The following is a 20,483-nucleotide window of genomic DNA, read 5'->3' as shown; positions in this document are numbered from 1 at the left end:
GGGCCTGAGTGCCAATGGGTTTCACTAAATTATGATTTTTAATAAAAAAGTCAGCCGTGTATTTTGACAATGTTTCTCTCTTCAGAGAAATCCGTCAAAATACACGGCTGCTTTTTTTTAAAACCCTGGTGGCGAAACCCCCACACAAAGCCCCCTTAGAAGGAACCTTCGTCAGCCTTACTCTCTTGCTGCTCCACCTTCTTACCCTTCTTCATAAAACTAGTTTTTCCGAACCGATAAGAAAACGTCAAATTCCCCATAGGCCCCTGCTGATACCTTTGAAAATCGATAATAGAATTCGCATCCTGCGTTAACATCCCGAACTTTCTCGTATTAAAAATATCCCTCACATTCAAACTAAGAGAAGCCTTTTTCCCTTTAAAATCATACTTCGCACCCCCATCAATACCATACATTGCCTTTCTCGTGCCCTGTGCCATCACCTGCGAAGAATTATAATCCGCCCTTACCTGCAACGTAATACTATGCGGCAACACAAAATTATTCGTCAGATTCGCATTCCAGCTAAATCCCGAATTTCCCTGAATACCAAAAGCCGGCACCCCGTCAATCTTGCTATGATAAACATTTAAATTCCCTGTGAAATTCCACACCTTCAACGCATCCACCTTTGCAATAAACTCCAAACCACTCGAAAGATCCTTCGTTAAATTCTCAGGCGTTGTGATAATGACCCCATCCGCATCAGGCACAGACCTTACCCTTTGAATCAAATCATTCGTCTGTCTCAAATAAACACTTGAAATCAAAGTCACCTTAGACCAGAACTTACTATAACCCAACTCAAAAGAATGCACATCCTCCGGTAATAAATTTGGATTACCCTTACGCCAGTTCAGCGGATCAGAATAATCGATGAACGGATTCGTATCCCACGGCCTCGGTCTGTTTACCCTTCTCGAATAACTCAGCTGAACCTGCTGCTCACCAGTAAACTTCTGCGTTAAATAAACACTCGGATATAACCGCTTATAAGCAATACGCGCAGGCGCAGTACCAAACACACCCGACTGATCATACCCACCAGAAGTGGTATTCAGCAATGCATCCTCAGCCCTTAACCCAATCTGGTACCCGAAATTCTTAATCTGGTTCTGATAATTTAAATAAACCGCATGCACCTGGTCCTTACTGTCAAAATCATTCGATAAAGGAAGATTATCCACATAAGCCCCCGAAGCATTATCAAACCTCTTTGCCACTGTATTCGCATCAGAAAACCTGATCTGGCTTCTATAACCAGTCTCAATTTTTCCGAGTTTTCCCAAAGGCATAGTATAGTCCAGCTGGATATTATAATTCTTGTTTGTCCCATCATTCGTATTATTCAGGATATCCGGAACTGACGATGCAGGGACCCCATTTAAACTATAAACCGAAGTATTATAAACCTGGAAATTATCATTCGTACCCGTTGAATACCCAAAATTGAAAGTCAGCTCCTGATTCGGCTTAAACTTATGACTATAGTCTAAATTTAAATCATAACTATGACCAGTCCCATTATTCGTGTTTATCCTCTTGCTGAACTCCAAAGGGACCCTTCCCGCTGCATATTTGTTGATATCCAAAAACTCTGTACGGTCATTAACCCTGCTATTGAACCCACCCGAAAAACTTAAAATATCTTTGTCAGTCAGATAATAATCCAACCCCGTTTTTAAATTATGACTCTTATCTGTAGACTCCATTCTGCTCAACTGATCCGCATAAGCCAATGAATCCTTACGGTTCAGATACTGAATATTATTATAACCACCACCAGGGCGATTACCATAACGATACCCATAATTTCCGTAAATATTGATCTTCTTATTCTGGAAACTTAAGCTCACATTTCCATTGTAGTTATCTCTGTTTCCTGCCGTTAAAGCTACATTTCCATTGAACCCTAACTTCGTATTCTTCTTCAGGACTATATTAATAATACCAGACTGTCCCTCTGCATCATACTTTGCAGACGGATTTGTGATCACCTCTACCGTTTCAATTGAGCTCGCCGGAATAGAAGCCAGTACCTGTGCAACATTTCCACCTGCAATTAAAGAAGGTTTGCCATCAATTAAAACCTTCACCCCGGTTGAACCCCTCAAACTCACATTCCCGTCAACATCCGTCTGTACAGAAGGTACATTCTGTAATAAATCACCAGCAGACCCGCCCTCACTAACCAGGCTCTGATCCACAGAAAAAACCTTTTTATCGATACCCAGCTGTATAGGGCTTTTCTTTCCCGAAATTGTGACCTCACTCAGCACATTTCCTTTGGACGCCTTCATTTTTATCGTGCCCAGGCTAATTATCCGCTGATTTTTAGTGATTGCTACTGAATCCCTGACCATGGTCTGATAACCCACATAACTGATCTTAAAAGTGAAAACTCCCGCGGGAATGTTATTCATCAGCAAAGCGCCATCAGCATCAGTCTGCGCAACCTTTACAGTCTCTTTTGTTTTTTTATTAATTAATATTGCCGTGGCAAAAGGAACTGTTTCATTATTTTGGATGTCTACTACTTTTCCAGTAAGTTTACCAGTAGCAGGAGTTTGTGCATTTAGTTGAAAAATTGTGGTACAAATAGTGAAAGTTACGAATAGAAACTTTGCGCAATAGTTCTTCATTTAGAATAGTCTGTGTTTAGATTTTTATATAACGGCAAAGTAACGGCCTGAGAATGGTAAAAAACGGGGGTAACTATTTTATTACAACGCGATTATGAGTAATTACAGTAATATTTTTGTGAATGAAGGATTAACTTATTCCAAGTATAGGAATTTGATAGATTCTCTTCTTAAAAGCAATAAAACAACAGGCGACGATCATAGCGAAGCTATGCTGCACTATAGCAAGATGAATGTTCAGCGAATGAGCAGAGTCGATAAGACCGGTGTGCTCAATGAAGCTTTCATTCAAGCCATTAAAAAACTGCAGAAAAGCTATCAGTTATTGGTGATTTCCGAAGGATGGTGTGGAGATGCCGCACAGATCGTTCCCATCTTTGAGAAGATGGTTGAATTTGCACCAGAGAAATTTTCTTTACGTTTTGTGCTCAGAGATAAAAATTTGCCGCTAATAGATGCACACCTGACAAACGGAGGCCGCGCCATCCCTGTGCTGCTGCTGCTGGATGCAAACGGCGAACTGATTTCCAAATGGGGGCCAAGGCCAGAAACTCTGCAGGACTTATTAGGAGAATGGAAAACAGAAATTTCTGATATGTTTGAACTGGCAGAGCGTTTGCATTTATGGTATGCCAGAGATAAGACACAAACGACGCAGCTGGAACTTACCGCATTGATCAGCGACCTGGAAAACTAGTCTACAGTTACCGTTAATCCTTCCTGCTGAAGAATTTTACGGTAGACTTCCATTTCAGTGAAAGAACCTTCCAATACAGCACATTTACCCTTATTATGGACTTCCCAGGCAATTTTCTCTGCCTGCGAATCCGTATAATCAAGGTATTTTGTCATACAATAGATTACATGATCAAAAGTATTTACATCATCATTCCATAAAATCAGCCGATGCGAGGTTTTAAGGGATGTTAAAATCTCTTCCAGTGTAAACGTTTCTTCTTTTGTTTCTGTTGACATGATACAAAAATAAACTATTATTAAAATAAGAGCGTGTTTAATTTATAATTTTAAACACGCTCTTATTGACCTTAAACGATTTCGGGTGAAACAGGCCCTGCTAGCTGCCTTTAGCCGACCTTGTCATTTGCTCAAACGCGTCCCACATTTCACCAGGGATAGCTTCCAGTCCGTTAAATTGTCCTGCTCCCTGCAACCATTCACCACCATCTATGCTAATTACTTCTCCGTTAATATATCCTGAGAAATCGCTCACCAGGAATGCAGCAAGGTTTGCCAGTTCCTGATGTTCCCCAACACGTTTCAATGGAACACGGTTCTTGAAGTCAAACTTTTCTGCCAGGTCTCCCGGAAGCAGACGTTCCCATGCCCCCTTAGTTGGAAAAGGACCAGGCGCAATTGCATTGGTTCTGATCCCGTATTTTCCCCACTCTACCGCAAGAGAGCGGGTCATCGCCAGTACGCCACCTTTTGCACAAGCAGAAGGCACAACGAATGCTGAGCCTGTAAAAGCATAAGTGGTCACAATATTTAAAATACTTGCTGCCTGTTTCTCTTTGATCCAGTGTTTACCAAAGGCAAGGGTACAATTGACAGATCCCTTTAAAACAATATCTATAACCGTAGAGAAGGCATTGGCCGATAAACGTTCCGTAGGAGAGATGAAATTTCCTGCTGCATTATTCAGCAGGCTGTCTACACGCCCAAAAGTTTTAAGCGTTTCTGCCAGTACATTTTCTACCTGCTCATAATCGCGTACATCGCAAGTAACTGCCAGGACTTTACCTCCGGTTTCTTTTTCCAGCTCATCTGCGGTTTTTTGTAATACATCTGCTTTGCGGCTGGTGATCACTAAATTAGCTCCAAGTTTAAGGAAATAGGTCCCCATTGCTTTACCAAGTCCCGTACCGCCACCTGTAACTACAATTGTTTTGCCTTTTAAAGCATCATCTCTTAACATCGGTTGATTGTACATAACTTATTTCTTTTGAAGGTTATCAATAATCATTTTCAAAATATTCCTGGTAGCCGGAGACCACCACTGCGCAAGCATAATTTTTAATGTCTCAGACTGATCAGCAGAAGTTGCTGCAATCAGCTCTTTTCTGATGTTCAGCTTACTCTGCTGCCAGGTATTAGGCTCCAGTGCCATATATTTTCTTATTCTGCGTTCTGCAGCAGTCATGATACTATCCTGATTTACCAGTTCATCTACCAGTCCAATATTTAAAGCCTCTTCCGGGCTGAATAATTTACCTTCCAGTAAGCTTCTGGTTGCATGACCTTTACCCAACCAGAAGGAATACAGGCTAAAAATGCTTTCAGGAACAATAATCCCTACAGGGACTTCATTTAAACCAATAATAAACTTGCCTTCAGCCATCACCCTTGCATCACAAGCTAAAGCAATCACACATCCTCCGGCAGGAGAATGACCATTGATTGCAGCAACCATAGGCTTCTTAAAAGCGGTGATTTTAGCAGTAAAAGCCAGAAATAAGTGCCAGAAAGACTCCGCCTCTTCTTCATTGTAACCATATAGCTCGATTAAGTCCAGTCCGGCAGAAAAAAAGTTATCGCGGCCTGCAATGATTACTCCGCCTATATTGTCATCATTGGCAATGTTATGGAGCATATCAGTCAGCTCAGTGATCATTTCCCTGTTCAGGGCATTTGATTTACCACGGTTAAGCGTAATCAGCGCTAAACGATCTTTTATTGTCACATTGATTGTGTTCATAGCTTTTTTATTTTACTTCGTAAGTATATACTTTTCTAGCCATGCGGCCATCCAGGTTCATTCCTTCTATAACAACTCTGTAAGTGCCGGATTCGTCTGTATTGTAGAAATTAAATTTCCCTGTTCCTGCTGCATTGGTTGCCAGATTAGGGTTCCAGTAAACAGTAGTTCTCTTATCTGCTGCCCTGATATTTTGTGAAGTATTATATTTTGGCGAATAAAACTCGCGTACTGCATAATAGCCCGAAGCTATAATATTAACAATTCCTGGTGCATAAGTAGCATAGCCAGTATTGCCACCTCTTTTAGTAGTGATGATTAAAATGCCTCCAAAACCTCTCGATCCGTAAATGGCAGTATTTGCACCACTTTTCAACACTTCTATGGTTTCTACATCCTGAGGCTGTATGTTGTCCAGGAAATCTGGGGTCACACTTGTTCCGTCCAGGATAATTTGCATTGGTACCCCATTGTTCCGGGCTAAGAAAGCCTGTGAACCCTGAATAGTTAACCCAGCAATCCTGCCTTGCAGACATTGCGCCAGCGTGGTACAATAAGCCAGATCTGAGGCTTTAAGGATTGCATCAGCATGACCAGCGCCGTTCAGGTTTGCAGAATTCTGTGCCTTTAATTTCTGCTTTACAATATTGACCTGATCAAGTGTATAACTTCTTTCCAGTAGCCCGCGTTTAGTCAGGTCATCAAAATAGCCCTCACTCTTGATGATATAACTTTGTATAGCCTCATTGACGTTGATCTCAATATCACCTGTGTTCTTATTCGGCGTAACGAGCTGTCCGGGAACCTGGTCTATTTTGATTTCTACGAACTTTTTGTCCTTCGCATTTCTGGCCTGAACAACAAACTTTGTACTGTCCCCGAACCTCAGGTCATCAAAATTAAAATGACCGTTGGCATCTGTTAAAGTATCCAGCATAAAGAATCCTCCTGTATTGGAAAATAGGGTAACCTTTCCTTTCGCAATTGGTTTCCCGCCGGGTGTAGTTACGATACCACTTACCTTTAAAGACTTTTCGGCTGCAAAAACAGGTTTAACCACCGTATTTCCAATCACATCTTTCCACAGTAGCCTGCTCCATCCCTGGGTTAGCATCAGCTCATCTAAATGCACTCTTGTTTCTGTACTGTAGTCACGGAAATATTGATTCGGCTTTTCAATGTATCCCTTCAGGTCTGAACTCAGCAACAAAGAAGTCAGGATATTACTTTCATTATCAGCATCCGGTTCTACAATACTTGCATTGGTTACGGCCACAGAAAAACTACCATAAGTAGGTTTCCCCTCATCTGTGGCCGAAAACTCAACTGGTACATTTTCTCTGACCTTATATGTTTTTTTTAAATTCAGTAGATTAAGATCGATTTGATCGGCTGGATTGTTAATGAAAACCAATCTTTCAGCAACAGGAATATTTTCAGGAGAAAACAACGTAAAATGAAGGACGCCTGACGGCAGTTCTTTCTTATTCAGAGAAAGGGCATTAATTTGTTTCAGTGTATTGGCTTTCAATACCGCAGCTACTGTATTGTTATGCTGAATCACCAATTTCATTTCACCTGTATTCAGCAGCGACTGGCTAACCAATAACTTAACACCTACTTTATTGCTGTCTGTATTGTTAACGGCGAGTACATAACCTGAGGTCAGCACTTTAGGAAATGGTACCTGCTGAACAGCGCCATTCTTCAATTTAATTCTTGCTGTATAAGTTTTTCCCGGCTGCGGATTCAAGATGAAACTCCCCATACCCTGGTGTGTGGTTTTGAATGGAAGAACCTCTGTTCCTTCATTATCTATCACCATACCTGAAACATCCTCTCCAAGACCAGAAGACCCAACTGCTTTGATCCCAATTCTCGAAGGAAGGTCTTCTACAAGATTTCCGCTTTCAGGAAATAGCTGAACAGCAACCGCATCCGAAACTGCCTTTATTGGAATAGTTTTAACGATTTTCTCTTTATTGGCCAGCGTAAGCGTAGCGGTGATCCTTCCGGATGTCAGCAGCTCAGCTTGTTTACTGCTAAAAGAGAGGGAAAACTCACCTTGTGCATTAGTCATTGCTTTTCCCCGGTCTATATTCTTATCTCTCAGCCTTACTGTATAGGCTACAGGGACTTCGCCATAAGGCGCGCCTTTTTTATCTGTGAATTTGATGACTGCATTCACCTGGTCTTCATTATCCTTTTTACTGTAAGTGTATTTGGTGTCGGTCATTACCTTATTCGCCCAGGCATTTCCAATCTTTATCGTTTTATCGAAAAAGAAATCCGGACCTGCATTTCTCATCCACTGCGTATAAGCTCTGATCCTGTAATTTCCTTCGGGTAAAGTATCTGTTAATTTAAAATCTCCCCAGGTCAGGCCAGAAACCAGCTGTAATTTAAGCTGACGCTTTACCGAGTCACTTTCACTGATCAGTTCTACATATAAAACCTGGCTGATTTTGGAAAGCTGATCTGTACTGTTATCCGTCACATAGGCTTTAAACCAGATATTATCACCAATGGCATAATAAGGCTTGTCCAAGTGTAAATGGACTTTTTCCTGTGGGTTTTCCTGCGTATAATCCGCAAGTTTTTTTAAGAGAGTTTCGAAAGGATCATCTGCTATTCTGAATGCAAAAGAGAAAGCGCAAACCAGCAGGAAAAGGCAAGCATAGAGGTATTTGGATTTCATAATATAGTAAAAAAATAGAGCCTCAATATATGAATATTGAGGCTCAAATGCTATATTATTAATAGGAAGTTTAAACAGTTTCTAAAACGAGTTCTTCCACATCATACTTTCTACTGGCTTGGTAGTCTTATTACTATATTTCGCATCATCCTTCGCATTATATAGCGTTTCAATATCACCTTCCACAGCAAAATAGATCAGCTGGCCAATTGGCATCCCTGCATAAATCCTTACCGGCTGTGCACAGGAAATTTCCAGTGTCCAGGTATTGCAGAAACCTACATCACCTTTTCCGGCAGTCGCATGGATATCAATTCCTAAACGGCCGGTACTTGATTTTCCTTCCAGGAAAGGAACATGTGCATGGGTCTCCGTATATTCAAGGGTTACCCCCAGGTATAAAGTTCCGGGTTGTAAAACAAACCCATCTTTTGGAATCTCAAAATGCTGAATTTTATTATGTGCTTTGGCATCAAGCACTCTGTCAGTATAAGTAGCCAGGTATTTTCCAAGATGAACATCATAGGAATTTGTGCCCAGACAATCTGGATTAAAGGGCTCAATAATTATTGTCCCTCTGTCAATCTCTTCTAGAATACGCTTATCGGAAAGTATCATTTGTAAAGTCTTTGGGCGAAATTATGATTAATTTAAGATACTTTTGCATTGATTTTTTAAATACGATGCCTGTAATCTATAATAAAGATATTGACGATCACACCATACTAGCCGTATGGAAAATCCAGGAACGCGAAGAAGACCTGATTTCCGGCCTGCAATTAAAGGCGCATGAACTCGATTTTCTTGCTACCTTAAACAACGGAAAGAGGCTGTTGCACTGGCTAAGTACACGTTTACTTTTACGGAAGATGCTGAATACGGCAGACTATATTGACTGCCGGATAGACTCGCATGGAAAGCCATACCTGGTCAATTCTGCTTCAACCATTTCACTGAGTCATTCATTTGATTATGCAGCAGTCATGATCGGAAAAGAAAAAGGTGTTGGGATAGATATAGAAAGAATAGAACAAAAGATTCACCGGATTAAACATAAATTTCTCTCTCCGCCAGAATTGTTACATGTAAAAGATGATACAGACGCACTGTATGTTTGCTGGTGTATCAAAGAAGCCATTTACAAATGGTATGGTAAAAAAGGGCTGGAATTTAAAAGAGATATACATATACAACCCTTCGAACTGAAGGAAGAGGGGGCATTGACCGCTATCGTTGATTTGCCAGAAGGGACAAGGACTTTGACCGCAAATTACTTCAAGACTGCAGATAATTACATGCTGGGATACGTGGTCGCTTAATTTTGACAGAGATGAATAAAAAAGTAAAATTTGTTGATTGGGGGCTTTTGGATTATCAGGAAGCCTGGGACAATCAAGAAGTTATTTTTAAAGATACAATTGCCGTTAAAACGAATAACCGTATACAAGAGACTACTGTGGAAACACCAAATTTCCTCGTGTTTTGTGAGCATCCACATGTTTATACTTTAGGAAAAAGCGGGCACGCTGAATACCTTTTACTGGACGAAGAAGGACTGAAGGCGAAAAATGCAACCTATTATAAGACGAATCGCGGTGGTGATATTACGTATCATGGGCCAGGTCAAATTGTAGGTTATCCTATTCTGGATCTGGATAATTTCTTTACTGATATTCATTTATACCTTAGAACACTGGAAGAAGCTGTCATCCTGACCTTAGCTGATTATGGCATTCTTGCGGGCAGATATCCTGGATTTACAGGGGTATGGCTGGATGCTGACAATGAAAAAGCAAGAAAAATTTGTGCTTTGGGTGTGCGTTGCAGCCGCTGGGTGACGATGCATGGTTTTGCTTTTAACGTAAATGCAGATCTTGATTATTTTAAAAACATAATTCCTTGTGGAATAGATGATAAGGATGTAACCTCGATGCAAAGAGAGCTTGGTCACGAATTAAATTTAGCTGAGGTGAAAGCTGTACTTAAAATGCATATCGCCAAGTTGTTCCATATGGAACTCTATTAATTCTTTGTTATTTGTCAGATTTTGGTAAAACATTTATTTATTTTTTTCTTATCTTACCCGGATAAAAATTAAATAAATTATGGATTATAACGCTTCATCTTCACCGATGTCTACAGGAGTAGGCCTTTTTGGAGGATTTACTTATCTCGCTATTCTTGTCCTGGTTGTCTACTCTATGTGGAGAGTTTTCGAAAAAGCAGGAAAACCAGGATGGGCAGCAATCGTTCCTATTTATAACATTATTGTTTTGCTTGAAATTATAGGAAAGCCACCAATCTGGATTTTATGGATGCTGCTGCCATGTACTAATATCATCTTTGGTATCTGGGCATTGAACTTGTTGTCTAAAAGCTTCGGTAAATCTGAAGGCTTTACGATTGGTTTGATCTTGCTTCCTTTTATATTTTTCCCGCTGCTTGGTCTTACAGATGCAAGGTATCTTGGCCCATCGGCTAAAGAAGCAAACGGATTTGGTCCTAACAATCAATTTGGTGCAAATAACCCATTCAATGGGAATAGCCCTTTTGGAGCAAACAATCCTTTTAATCAACCTCCGGTTACGCCAACGGCTGCACCAACTACACCACCAGCGGTACCGAACCCACCGACACCGCCATCAACACCAATACCGCCATCAACACCAGAGGCTTAATTCAATGCCTAAAATATTTCTTTTATCCGCTTTCTCTTTTTTACTGGAGAAAGCGGGTAATTATATGCTGCCTTGCCCTGTTAAATATCTGACCGGCTATGATTGTCCGGGCTGCGGGTTCCAGCGCTCTTTTCTAGCCTTGCTTAAAGGCGACTTTCAACAGAGTTTCCATTTGTATCCAGCTACTGTTCCTATACTTTTGACCATTGTGATTAGTCTTACAGCCAATTACTTCTGGGGCCTGAAAAGTAAAATCCTCGTTAATGTGCTGTTTATGCTCACAGGATCAATCATTGCAATCAGTTATCTTTTTAAGATTTTTGCACCGCATATTCACTAACAATACTTATAAATTATTACCTTCAACATCTGGCCCGGCGCATCTTTCGTAAATTTTAGAATGAAGTTAACGACAATAGCTATTCTGATGCTCTTCATGTTAGGATGTGGGAAAAATTCAATAAATGGCATGAATAAAACTGATATACCTCAAATTGATCCACCCACAGAACTGACTTATCTCGCGCTTGGAGATTCTTATACCATTGGAGAAGCGGTGAACCAGGCAGAAAGTTTTCCTTATCAACTGAGAGAAAACCTGAACGGGCAATCACTTCATTTTTCAGCCCCTAAAATTGTTGCCACAACCGGGTGGACTGCAGGAGAATTGATTACAGGAATTAAGGGGGAAACATTTTTGCCGGAATATGACCTGGTGACTTTGCTGATCGGTGTAAATGATCAGTATAGAGGTTATGCTATCGCGGCCTACCGTAAAGAGTTCATCGCACTGCTTAAAACAGCTGTTGCCTTTGCGGGCGGAAATGCAGCCCATGTCTTTGTGGTTTCCATACCTGATTGGGGAGTAACCCCTTATGGGGCACAAAGTGGTAGAGACGTGAAAGTTATCGCGAATGAAATAGATGCCTTTAATGCTGTGAATAAAGAAGAAAGCCTCAAAGCAGGGATCAGCTATACAGACATCACACCAGGTTCAAGAAATGCGGCAACTAACACTGCGCTGGTAGCCTCCGACGGACTGCATCCTTCAGGAAAAATGTATAAAGAATGGGCAGATCGCCTCAGCCCATCCATTATCAAAGCTTTTAACTAGCTATAATTAACACTCAGGTAAGCTGATTGGAATGTTGGTTGCTAAACCACCATCAGAAGTTTCTTTATATTTTGAGTTCATATCCAGTGCAGTTTCCCACATCGTGTTGACAACTGCGCCTAAACTTACCTTTGCCTTATCCGGGTTACTCTGCAAAGCCAGCTGACTTGCAGTAATTGCCTTAATTGCACCCATGGTATTCCGTTCTATGCAAGGAATCTGAACCAGACCGCCAATAGGGTCGCACGTTAAACCTAAATGATGTTCCATGGCAATTTCTGCAGCCATCATCACCTGTCGCTGAGAACCGCCCATACACTCTGTTAATGCAGCTGCAGCCATGGCAGAAGAAACGCCAATCTCTGCCTGACAGCCACCCATTGCTGCCGATATCGTTGCTCCTTTTTTGAAAATACTTCCAATTTCAGATGCACAGGCAATGAATTGGGTAATTTTTTCTTCCTCAAAGCCATCACAAAAAGCAATATAATATTGTAATACCGCCGGAATCACACCTGCAGCACCATTGGTCGGAGCTGTTACTACGCGGCCGAATGATGCATTTTCTTCATTCACAGCCAAAGCAAAACAACTCACCCAGTCTAAGGTATAGTTGAAACTATTTCCGCCAGCTCTGATAGCTTGAATCCAGCTTTCGTAATCTGTATAGGTTCTGTCGCCAATCAGCCTTTTATTTAAGGCTGCTGCTCTGCGGCCAACATTTAATCCTCCGGGTAAAAACCCACCAGTATGGCAACCACGGAAAGTACATTCTTTCATCACTCTGAAATGCTGGAGCATACCCTTTTTAGTTTCCGCTTCTGTACGCCACATCAGTTCATTTTCCATCACGACTTCAGAAACTTTTAAGCCAGTAGTTAAGCACCAGTGTAATAAATCTCCCGCAACTTCAACTGGGAAAGGAAGCTCCACCTGCTCTTTATCTCCACCTGTCTCACCTTCTTTAACTACAAAACCACCACCAATAGAATAGTAGGTTTCAGAAAATGCGCTGCCGTTCGTCAGGAAGGCCTGGAAAGTTACAGCATTCGGGTGAAAAGGTAAACTCTCTTTATAAAGGAAAATTAAATCATCTGTATAGTCAAAAGTGATCTGATGACTGCCACCTAACAATAACTGTTGGTCAGCTTTAATCGCTGCAACTGTAGAATCGATCGCGTTGACATCAAAAGTCACCGGATCCGCACCCATCATCCCCAATAAAATAGCAATGTCAGTGCCGTGACCATGACCTGTCTTTGCAAGAGATCCATATAGCAATATTTTTACCTGTTCAACACCACTCAAAAGGCCTTTGTTAGCTAATGAAGCCGTAAACTGCTGGGCAGCCCTCCAGGGACCAAGGGTATGTGAACTCGAGGGGCCTATCCCGATCTTAAAAATATCAAATACGGAGATTTGTTCTCTATGCATGATACAAAGCTAAATAGTTTAAGATGAATTATAGGAGGTTAGAACTGAAATTCAAGAATTTTTTCATCTTGTAACATATGATCGACAAATAGCTTATGGTTTTTGGGTGAGCCTACTGCAGTCCATGTTCCGCTGATAATCCCATCAGACATACGCTGCTGACCACGGCTTAATTTTAAACGCGCAATTTTAAAATGTTCTTCGTAGCTGTCCAGTCCTTCATTCTCGTATTTCTTTACAATCCTATATTCTCTTGAAGAGGAGCGGTTTTGCACGAATTCTTCTACGTAAGGGAAGAAAATAAGTGCAAGTAAAACAACGATGGTTACACCGATAGATTGCTCAGAATAACCAGCACCTACAGCCATACCTATCGCAGCCACAATCCAGATTACACAGGCAGTGGTTAATCCTCTGACCCTGTTTTCCTCTTTGAAGATTACACCCGCACCCAGAAAGCCGATTCCGGTTACAATGTTAGAAGCAATACGGTCATAACTTCCTGTACCAATTTTAATAGATAAAATAGTAAAAAGGGTAGAGCCAAGGCCAATCATGATCATCGTTTTTAATCCGGCTTGTTTGGCTCTTAATTCGCGCTCAATACCAATAAGCCCACACAATAATATGGTCAGTAAAAATTTATATACCTCGCTTTGGGTTAAAAAATGGTTGCCTTCAATAAATTCTTCCATGGTATCCAAAAGATGAAATTCGCGTAAAAGTTTTAATCTTTTTAAAGATAATGAAAGAACGCAGGATAGTGGAAGGTTTTAATAGAAGTCATAACACCTTAAGCCATTGAACTTGTTAAAGCTGGAACTATTGGGGAAATACTTTTGATAACCAATACTAGCTTCCGTTGTCCCGTTGGTATTGGTATAGTTTATTTTTGAAGTGGTCGCATCATGACTGATACCTACTCTTAACTTCTCCCCGTTTTCGCGTCCGGTAAAGATATCGAAGATCAGGGAAACTACGATTGCGTCCGGGCCGCCTTCACCAGCGGTGCGGTACCAAAGACCTGAATTAAGCCCTTTATGCTTAAACTGTGCCCCGGCACTCATCGAAGACACATTTCCCTGCTTGTAATAGACGACGGAAGGAATCACATAAGACGCATCGTCTACGCCATAGGTATAATTCTGGGTAAGCGCGATTCTGTAACTGGCATAACCGGTAAGCCGCATTGGTAGTTTTGCCTGTGCACCACTAAAAGACTCGTCCGGCTGGTTAATATGATGAGCGGCAACACCAGTCATGAAATTTCCGTACACCAGGTTGACTCCTGCGGCAGGATCAAAGAAAAATTTACTGGCCTGACTGGGTAGCTGTGCCGCGCTGATACTTCCTGGAATATAACCGAGCCGGTTATCAATCTGGTCGGAAAAAACCAGTTTATTCCAGTCGATCTGCCTGTTAGTGAACCCAGCCTGAATACCGAAGGACAATACGAAATCATCTGTACCTACACTATAAGAATAAGTCGCTGCAATATTGTTTTTGACCAGAAAGGCAGTGCCCTCAGAACTGCGGTTAAATTGTAAACCAACTCCACCTCCAAAATGGGGAATATTCAAATCGGCGGATGCATTGATATAAGAAAGCGTACCATTCAATCCAGTCCACTGGTTCCGGTAAATCATATTCATCCTGAAATCACCTTCAAACTGCCCTGTTAAGGAGGGATTAAGATATAATGGCGCATTAAAAAACTGGGAGTAAATATGGTCCTGACCCAATGCAGCAATTGATCTGGCAAACATGCATAGCAGCAAAATGTAGGTTGATCTCAGTTTCATATTCCTTTATCTAATCAAGTGGATAATTCCTGTTCTTTTCGGTGCTGAAGAATCGTAAGTCATCCCTTTCCATTCCATGCCATTAATGAACTCGACATCAATCTTCCAAAAATATACGCCTTGCGGGGCTGGCTCTCCTTTGAATGATCCGTCCCAGCCTTCAACTGGCCGGCCTTCGTCGAGCTTGGTTGTTTCCCATAAGTCTTGTCCCCATTTATTAAAGATACTCATCCGCCAGTTTTTAATTCCAGATCCTTTAGCCTTATAAATCCGGAGTTCGGGCGTCTCGCTACCGGGCAAAAAGGAGTTGGGCAGAAATAAATAACCGGGTACGCCAACTATAGAAACTTTTTTGAAGGTGGTAGCAAAGCAGCCTTGCTGATTGGTTACCCTTAAGGTAACTACATAAGTTCCTGTATCCAGGTAAGTATGAGAAGGGCTTTTCAGGATTGACGTTTGTTTATCCCCAAAATCCCAGAACCACACTAATGGGTTCCCGGTACTCTCGTCCTCAAACCGGAAAGTATAATCCGGAATGTTAATTACTGTGGCAGGAGAGACATTAAAGCGGGCAACAGGAGGAGGGACAATGTGGATATAATCAGTCAATACCGAAGCATTGGAACAGCCTAAGGTATTCGTCGCCGTTAAGGTAACTGTATAAAATTCCTTGCTACCATCAAAAGTATGTTTGGGCTCAAATTCGGCAGATGTCGTTCCATCTCCAAAGTCCCATAAATAACTGATTCCACCACTGCTGGTATTTTTAAATTGTACAACAAGTCCGGGGCAGCCCAGTAGCATGTCACCGGTAAAGGCTACAACTGGCTGAGGAAGTACTTTAATAGTTTCGGTAGTTGTGGTGTCCGAACATCCGTTTGAAGCTGTCAGCTTCACTGTAAATGTTCCTGAAGTAGTAAAAGTATGCGTCACAACTTCAGGCGCAGACCTGGTAACCAAAGTAGTTCCATCTCCAAAATCATATTGAAAACTGCTTGCTCCTTTACTATTGTTATAAAAGTTAACCTTTAAAGGTGCACAACCTTCTTTTTCATCTGCATTTACAACCAGTTCTGGTAAAATGGTATTCGGAGATACCCGGATCGTATAAGACGTCTCTTCCCGTCCGCACTCATTCTGGGCAACCATTTTTACCACGTAATCTTTAACAGCACCAGTAGTGTAGGTATGTTCTACTGGTGATTTGTCATTTTTGGTTAGCAATGTCCCGTCTCCGAAATCATAATAATAGGTATTGGTCCCTCCGGGAGAAGTATTGCTGAAAGTTACCTTCATAGGAGAGCAGCCTACCGTTTTATCAGGTGAAAATAAAGCAATGGGTCTGGCCTTTACAAATACGCCCGAAACCACGGTGACATTTCCGCATGAAGTGGTCGCAGTCAGCGAAACTTTATAGGTCGTATCCTTGCCCAGCGGATCTGGCTGGAAGGTAACTTGTCCGGGCATTACCTGTGTCGTAGTTACCCCATTTCCAAAATCCCAGAAAAAAGTCGCATTGGTCAGAGAAGTAGAAGTATTGATAAAGTTGACTTTCAGCGGGCCGCAACCCTCCGTTGCACTTTGGGTAAAAGCAGGCAAAACATTCTCAATCGTACTAAAGTTATGGCTGAATTCATCCTGTGTACAGCCCAGGCTGCTGGTCACTACGAGTTTGATCACCACAGTAGTATTGCTGACTTTGATCGTATAACCGGGAAAATCACTGCCTGTTCCGATTTGCACACCGTCAGCATACCAGGTATAAGTAGCATTACGGTCAGGATAGGGAACAGCTGTTATATTTAAAACAAAGGGAATACAGCCATTATCTGCTGTGAAAGTATATTCAGCTTTCGCATTTGGTTTGACTGTGATTTTTACCGAAGGACTGATACTTTGTAAAGCTCCGTTACAAGCTTGTGTACTTACTATACGTCTGTAAAAAGTGGTATTTGTCAAAGCCAGAGGCGTATAACCTGAAAATACAGCGCCGCTAATATCCGTCCATACAGCATCATCAGGACTGGATTGCCACTGATAATTAAAATGACCATCAGCTCCGGTAGGTGTGCTGCCAGTCAATGCAGCAGGGATTAATCCGGTACAGATCGTTTGATCGGCAGCTATTGTATTATTGCCGATTGGTGGCTGTGCGATCACGTGAATTACATTGCTGAGCATAGGGCAGGGACCACTGGTTACCGTTCTGCGGAAGCTTAAAGTCGTTAAGAGTTTGAAATTTAAATCTTTGAAAGTCTCACCACTGATCACATTCCATGTAACTCCATTGTCTGCGCTGCTTTCCCAGAGATAAGTATAAGTCCCGGTTCCGCCAGTTGGCATATCGCCATTGATGTCAATCGTTTGTCCGTAGCAAACTTCAGTACTGCTGCTGGTAATGGTATTGCTGATTGGCAAAAGGTTGTTAATCGTGACTTCTGACGCTGTTGGTGTACAATTTGCGGCACCTCTGATGGTCCATTTTAATACGTAAGCCTGGCCTGGGGTAAGCCCGGTGACCTGTGTCTGTGGATTTGATGGATCAGCAATTACCAATGTTCCTGAAACTACAGACCATTGCCCTGTTTCCCCTGCTTTAGGAGTATTTCCGGCAAGCGATGTCACTGTTTTGGCGCATAAAGTTTGTGCAGGCCCGGCATTGGCAATTGTAATTGCTGCATCAACCTTGACAACAAGAGTAATTGGTGTCCCCTGGCAGCCGGTAGTAGAAACCGGAGTGATAATATAAGTCACAGTGCCTTGCACCGCACCGCTGTTCACTAAAATATCCTGGATAGCAGAGACCGCAATTGGAACGGCTTGATTTGTATTTCCGTTAATACCTGCAGTAGCAGTACTTGTCCAGGTATATTGAGTATTCGCTATGGTGGAACTCAGTGTAATTCCGGCAGCTTCATTTCCGCAGATTACAGGTTGAGCTGCGGTTGCCGTGACCACTGGTATAGGGGTAACCGTTACAGTAAAAGTATAGGGCACACCATCACATCCATTGCTTTTGGGTGTAATGGTATAGATGATTACGGCATTAGTGGTTGCGTTTGTATTGGTGATGACCTGATTAATCGGGCCAGACCCAGATGCTGTAAACCCAGTAGCCAGTCCATCAGCGTTTGCGGCTGTCCAGGTAAAAGTACTGCCTGTTACACTCGATACAGGCGTATGAAACGCTGCCTGACCTGAACAGATATTCTGTGTCGTATTTGTGCCTGTGTTGTTAGGGTAAATCTGTACCGAAAGATTTGTTTCGACACTCGCACAAGGTGCAGGAAGACCAGTTTGAGCTCTTAATATAACGGTTGCAACTCCGGCATTGCGTTCAGCAGCAGTGGGCGTATAAGTTGTAATTAAATTATCTGGTGCAGAAAAAATACCTCCATTACCTACCCATTCAAAAGTGGTATTCGGATTACGATCAATGATATTCCCGGTCAAACTGATCGCTGCATTATAACAAACCGGGTTAGCAACAGTCGTTATTTCAGGTTTAGGTGATTTTGAAAGTATGATTTTCTGCGTTCTTGTTACAGTTCCGCAATTGTTGGTATGTGTCAGCGTTACTGTGTAGGTCGCATAATCTGCAAAATTCAGCGTCGGGTATTTGGTGTTTGGGCCATCGGGCGATACAAAGGTGTAATTACCTGTGCTGGTTACTGCCCATGTATAGGTTCCGCTGATTTCTTCTGCTGTCCCATTCAGCGTAGTTTGTGTAGGGCCTGCGGTAGGATTAAAAGTGTAATTTCCAGTAGCACACAGCGTAACATCTGGTGATAAAGTTGCTTGCGGTTGTGTATTCACTACAATTTTCTGCGGGGCGCTAATTACAGTGCAAGTTCCGGACTTAACAGCCAGCGTTATAGTATATACTCCGATCTGCGCAAACTTAAATTGTGGATTTGTGGTCTTCGGATCAAAAGTTACCCCTGCCGCTGGAGTAACTGACCAGGTATAATCAGGACTGGCATTCACACAGGTATTGTCCAGTACAGTAGTATTGACTGGTGCTAACGTTCCCGGAGTTAAACAGATTACCGCATTTGTAACGGTGAAGCTCGGTTTTGGCGGATCCTGCACACAAATAGTCTGTTCAACATCTTCTGGTTGACAGCTTCCTGCACTTCTGGCAGAAAGACGTATTTTATGTGGCCCTTTCGTTGTAAATACGAAATCTGGTGTAAAAGATACAGGCTTATCTACATACACTTCCACGTCATCAACATACCAGGTATAAAAAACGATATTATCTGTGCAGCCAGAAGAATTTGAATTTGGGTTTTGTCCGGCAGTTGATTGATTAGCTACAGCTATAGGATCGTTAATACAAACAACGGCCGGAGCATTGAATTTATTTTCAGGTCTGGAAACAACTCTGGCTGTTGTTGAAATAGGCGTTCCAATAGGTCCGCAATAAGGACTGTTTACACCAACATTAACTCCGAATGCGTTGTAAGTAACTTGATTGCCGCTCGTATAAGTCAACCCGCAAGAGGACTTCTTGAAAGTATGCTGTACACTACTGCCATTTGACTTGATATCACAAAAAGTATATTCATTGGAGTCACCGTCTCCCCAGTCGATTTTATAAGTATTGCCAGGGAAATTTGCACCAATACCATCAGATTTACTGACGTCCACTCCATAAGCAAAAGATCCGACAGGAAAACAGACTGTATTGCCGCTTGTTGTTCTAAATGCCGTTACTGCCAGGTTATTAATTAACAGATAAGCTTGCGTACCGATATTCCCATCCGGACTTTTTGCTTTTACAAATATGGTATAATGGGCCAGGCCAGCAGTAAAGGTATTGACATTGTTAGCAGCAGGGTAAGTTAGTGTAATGGGAGCTCCGGGATTTAATTCATTATTAATTGTTGCGGTTACCTGGTCAGTTGTAGATTCATTCGTGAAATTATATTTTGTATTGTCAGTAGCATTACAAGAGCCAAAAGTTCGGGGGTTTTGACTGATGATGGATGCGACTGCATTAAGAGAAGCTGTTACCGGGGTTCCGGCTTTAATTTCAAAAGCTGCTGATAAATCAGAATTCAACGCTGGGTTTGAAGATTTAATTCTTAATTTATAACCCATGCCGGCTGAGGTGCCCTGTGGTATAACTCCGTTGACAAAAGTAGAATAGAACCCATTATAGGTACCTATTGTAGTTTCATTCCCGGCAGCATTCACTAAAACCAGGCTAAACGTATTACCAATCTTAATACAACTGCTTTCGCCGATATTAAAAGTGGCGCTGATGCTTGATCCTGGCGTATAAGGTCCTCCATCCACCGTTCCAAGAGTCAGCTGAGCTTTGGAATGAAAGGATATAATACTAAGGAAGAGAGCGAAAAAGAGAGTTAAAATTTTCCTCATATTGTATCGGT

At 41.9% G+C, this 20,483-nt stretch carries 16 protein-coding genes; 6 read left to right on the top strand and 10 right to left on the bottom strand.

Translation table 11 applies throughout. The annotated features are described in order from the left end of the window. Window positions 1-155: 155 nt before the first annotated feature. Window positions 156-2,642 (bottom strand): TonB-dependent receptor domain-containing protein, encoded by a 2,487-nt coding sequence (locus tag AY601_RS19265; RefSeq protein ID WP_068404120.1) that lies wholly within the window; start codon window positions 2,640-2,642, stop codon window positions 156-158. A 94-nt stretch (window positions 2,643-2,736) separates the two neighbouring features. Here AY601_RS19265 and AY601_RS19260 point away from each other — a divergent pair, with 94 nt between their 5' ends. Beyond that, window positions 2,737-3,339 carry a thioredoxin family protein gene (locus tag AY601_RS19260; RefSeq protein ID WP_068404116.1) on the top strand — a complete coding sequence of 201 codons (603 nt, stop codon included), beginning with the start codon at window positions 2,737-2,739 and terminating at the stop codon, window positions 3,337-3,339. On the opposite strand, the gene AY601_RS19255 is transcribed toward AY601_RS19260, so the two are convergent. The 5 genes from AY601_RS19255 to dcd all read right to left on the bottom strand — a co-directional run bounded on the left by AY601_RS19255 (window position 3,336) and on the right by dcd (window position 8,674). Beyond that, entirely contained in the window at window positions 3,336-3,617 is a 282-nt protein-coding gene (locus AY601_RS19255) for an ATP-dependent Clp protease adaptor ClpS (RefSeq protein ID WP_041878221.1), read from the bottom strand. The genes AY601_RS19260 and AY601_RS19255 overlap by 4 nt on opposite strands. A 100-nt stretch (window positions 3,618-3,717) precedes the next feature. Further along, on the bottom strand, window positions 3,718-4,593 hold the full coding sequence (locus tag AY601_RS19250) for an SDR family oxidoreductase (RefSeq protein WP_068404114.1): 876 nt from the start codon (window positions 4,591-4,593) through the stop codon (window positions 3,718-3,720). 3 nt (window positions 4,594-4,596) lie between these two features. Next, complete coding sequence (locus AY601_RS19245) at window positions 4,597-5,358, bottom strand: enoyl-CoA hydratase/isomerase family protein (protein ID WP_068404112.1); 762 nt, start codon at window positions 5,356-5,358, stop codon at window positions 4,597-4,599. Between the two features lie 7 nt (window positions 5,359-5,365). Next, complete coding sequence (locus AY601_RS19240) at window positions 5,366-8,056, bottom strand: carboxypeptidase-like regulatory domain-containing protein (protein WP_068404107.1); 2,691 nt, start codon at window positions 8,054-8,056, stop codon at window positions 5,366-5,368. An 81-nt stretch (window positions 8,057-8,137) separates the two neighbouring features. Beyond that, window positions 8,138-8,674, bottom strand: a complete 537-nt coding sequence (gene dcd / locus AY601_RS19235) for a dCTP deaminase (RefSeq protein ID WP_068404102.1) — start codon at window positions 8,672-8,674, stop codon at window positions 8,138-8,140. Window positions 8,675-8,697: 23 nt separating this feature from the next. Between dcd and AY601_RS19230 the strand changes: the two genes are divergently transcribed. From AY601_RS19230 to AY601_RS19210, 5 genes are all read left to right on the top strand, one after another. Next, complete coding sequence (locus tag AY601_RS19230; RefSeq protein ID WP_232324635.1) at window positions 8,698-9,375, top strand: 4'-phosphopantetheinyl transferase family protein; 678 nt, start codon at window positions 8,698-8,700, stop codon at window positions 9,373-9,375. A gap of 11 nt (window positions 9,376-9,386) precedes the next feature. Next, on the top strand, window positions 9,387-10,082 hold the full coding sequence (gene lipB / locus AY601_RS19225; protein WP_068404098.1) for a lipoyl(octanoyl) transferase LipB: 696 nt from the start codon (window positions 9,387-9,389) through the stop codon (window positions 10,080-10,082). A 79-nt stretch (window positions 10,083-10,161) separates the two neighbouring features. Next, window positions 10,162-10,734 carry a DUF5684 domain-containing protein gene (locus AY601_RS19220; protein WP_232324634.1) on the top strand — a complete coding sequence of 191 codons (573 nt, stop codon included), beginning with the start codon at window positions 10,162-10,164 and terminating at the stop codon, window positions 10,732-10,734. A gap of 4 nt (window positions 10,735-10,738) precedes the next feature. Further along, a complete protein-coding gene (locus AY601_RS19215; protein WP_068404090.1) occupies window positions 10,739-11,074 on the top strand; it encodes a DUF2752 domain-containing protein in 336 nt (111 codons plus the stop codon). Window positions 11,075-11,203: 129 nt separating this feature from the next. Continuing rightward, window positions 11,204-11,848, top strand: coding sequence for an SGNH/GDSL hydrolase family protein (locus AY601_RS19210; protein WP_232324633.1), 645 nt, complete (start codon window positions 11,204-11,206; stop codon window positions 11,846-11,848). Window positions 11,849-11,854: 6 nt separating this feature from the next. Here AY601_RS19210 and AY601_RS19205 read toward each other — a convergent pair whose 3' ends face one another. The 4 genes from AY601_RS19205 to AY601_RS19190 all read right to left on the bottom strand — a co-directional run bounded on the left by AY601_RS19205 (window position 11,855) and on the right by AY601_RS19190 (window position 20,472). Then, on the bottom strand, window positions 11,855-13,282 hold the full coding sequence (locus AY601_RS19205) for an L-serine ammonia-lyase (protein WP_068404087.1): 1,428 nt from the start codon (window positions 13,280-13,282) through the stop codon (window positions 11,855-11,857). Window positions 13,283-13,320: 38 nt separating this feature from the next. Then, the gene (locus AY601_RS19200; protein WP_084359351.1) at window positions 13,321-13,977 is read right to left on the bottom strand and encodes an MgtC/SapB family protein; all 657 of its coding nucleotides are present in this window, start codon (window positions 13,975-13,977) and stop codon (window positions 13,321-13,323) included. A gap of 78 nt (window positions 13,978-14,055) precedes the next feature. Further along, the gene (locus tag AY601_RS19195; RefSeq protein WP_068404085.1) at window positions 14,056-15,084 is read right to left on the bottom strand and encodes a PorP/SprF family type IX secretion system membrane protein; all 1,029 of its coding nucleotides are present in this window, start codon (window positions 15,082-15,084) and stop codon (window positions 14,056-14,058) included. A 6-nt stretch (window positions 15,085-15,090) separates the two neighbouring features. Further along, window positions 15,091-20,472 carry a PKD domain-containing protein gene (locus AY601_RS19190; RefSeq protein ID WP_068404082.1) on the bottom strand — a complete coding sequence of 1,794 codons (5,382 nt, stop codon included), beginning with the start codon at window positions 20,470-20,472 and terminating at the stop codon, window positions 15,091-15,093. Between the last annotated feature and the right edge of the window lie 11 nt (window positions 20,473-20,483).

It is taken from the genome of Pedobacter cryoconitis (assembly GCF_001590605.1).
In the GTDB taxonomy this organism is placed as follows: Bacteria; Bacteroidota; Bacteroidia; order Sphingobacteriales; family Sphingobacteriaceae; genus Pedobacter; species Pedobacter cryoconitis_A.
This window is presented reverse-complemented; position numbering and strand designations above follow the sequence as displayed.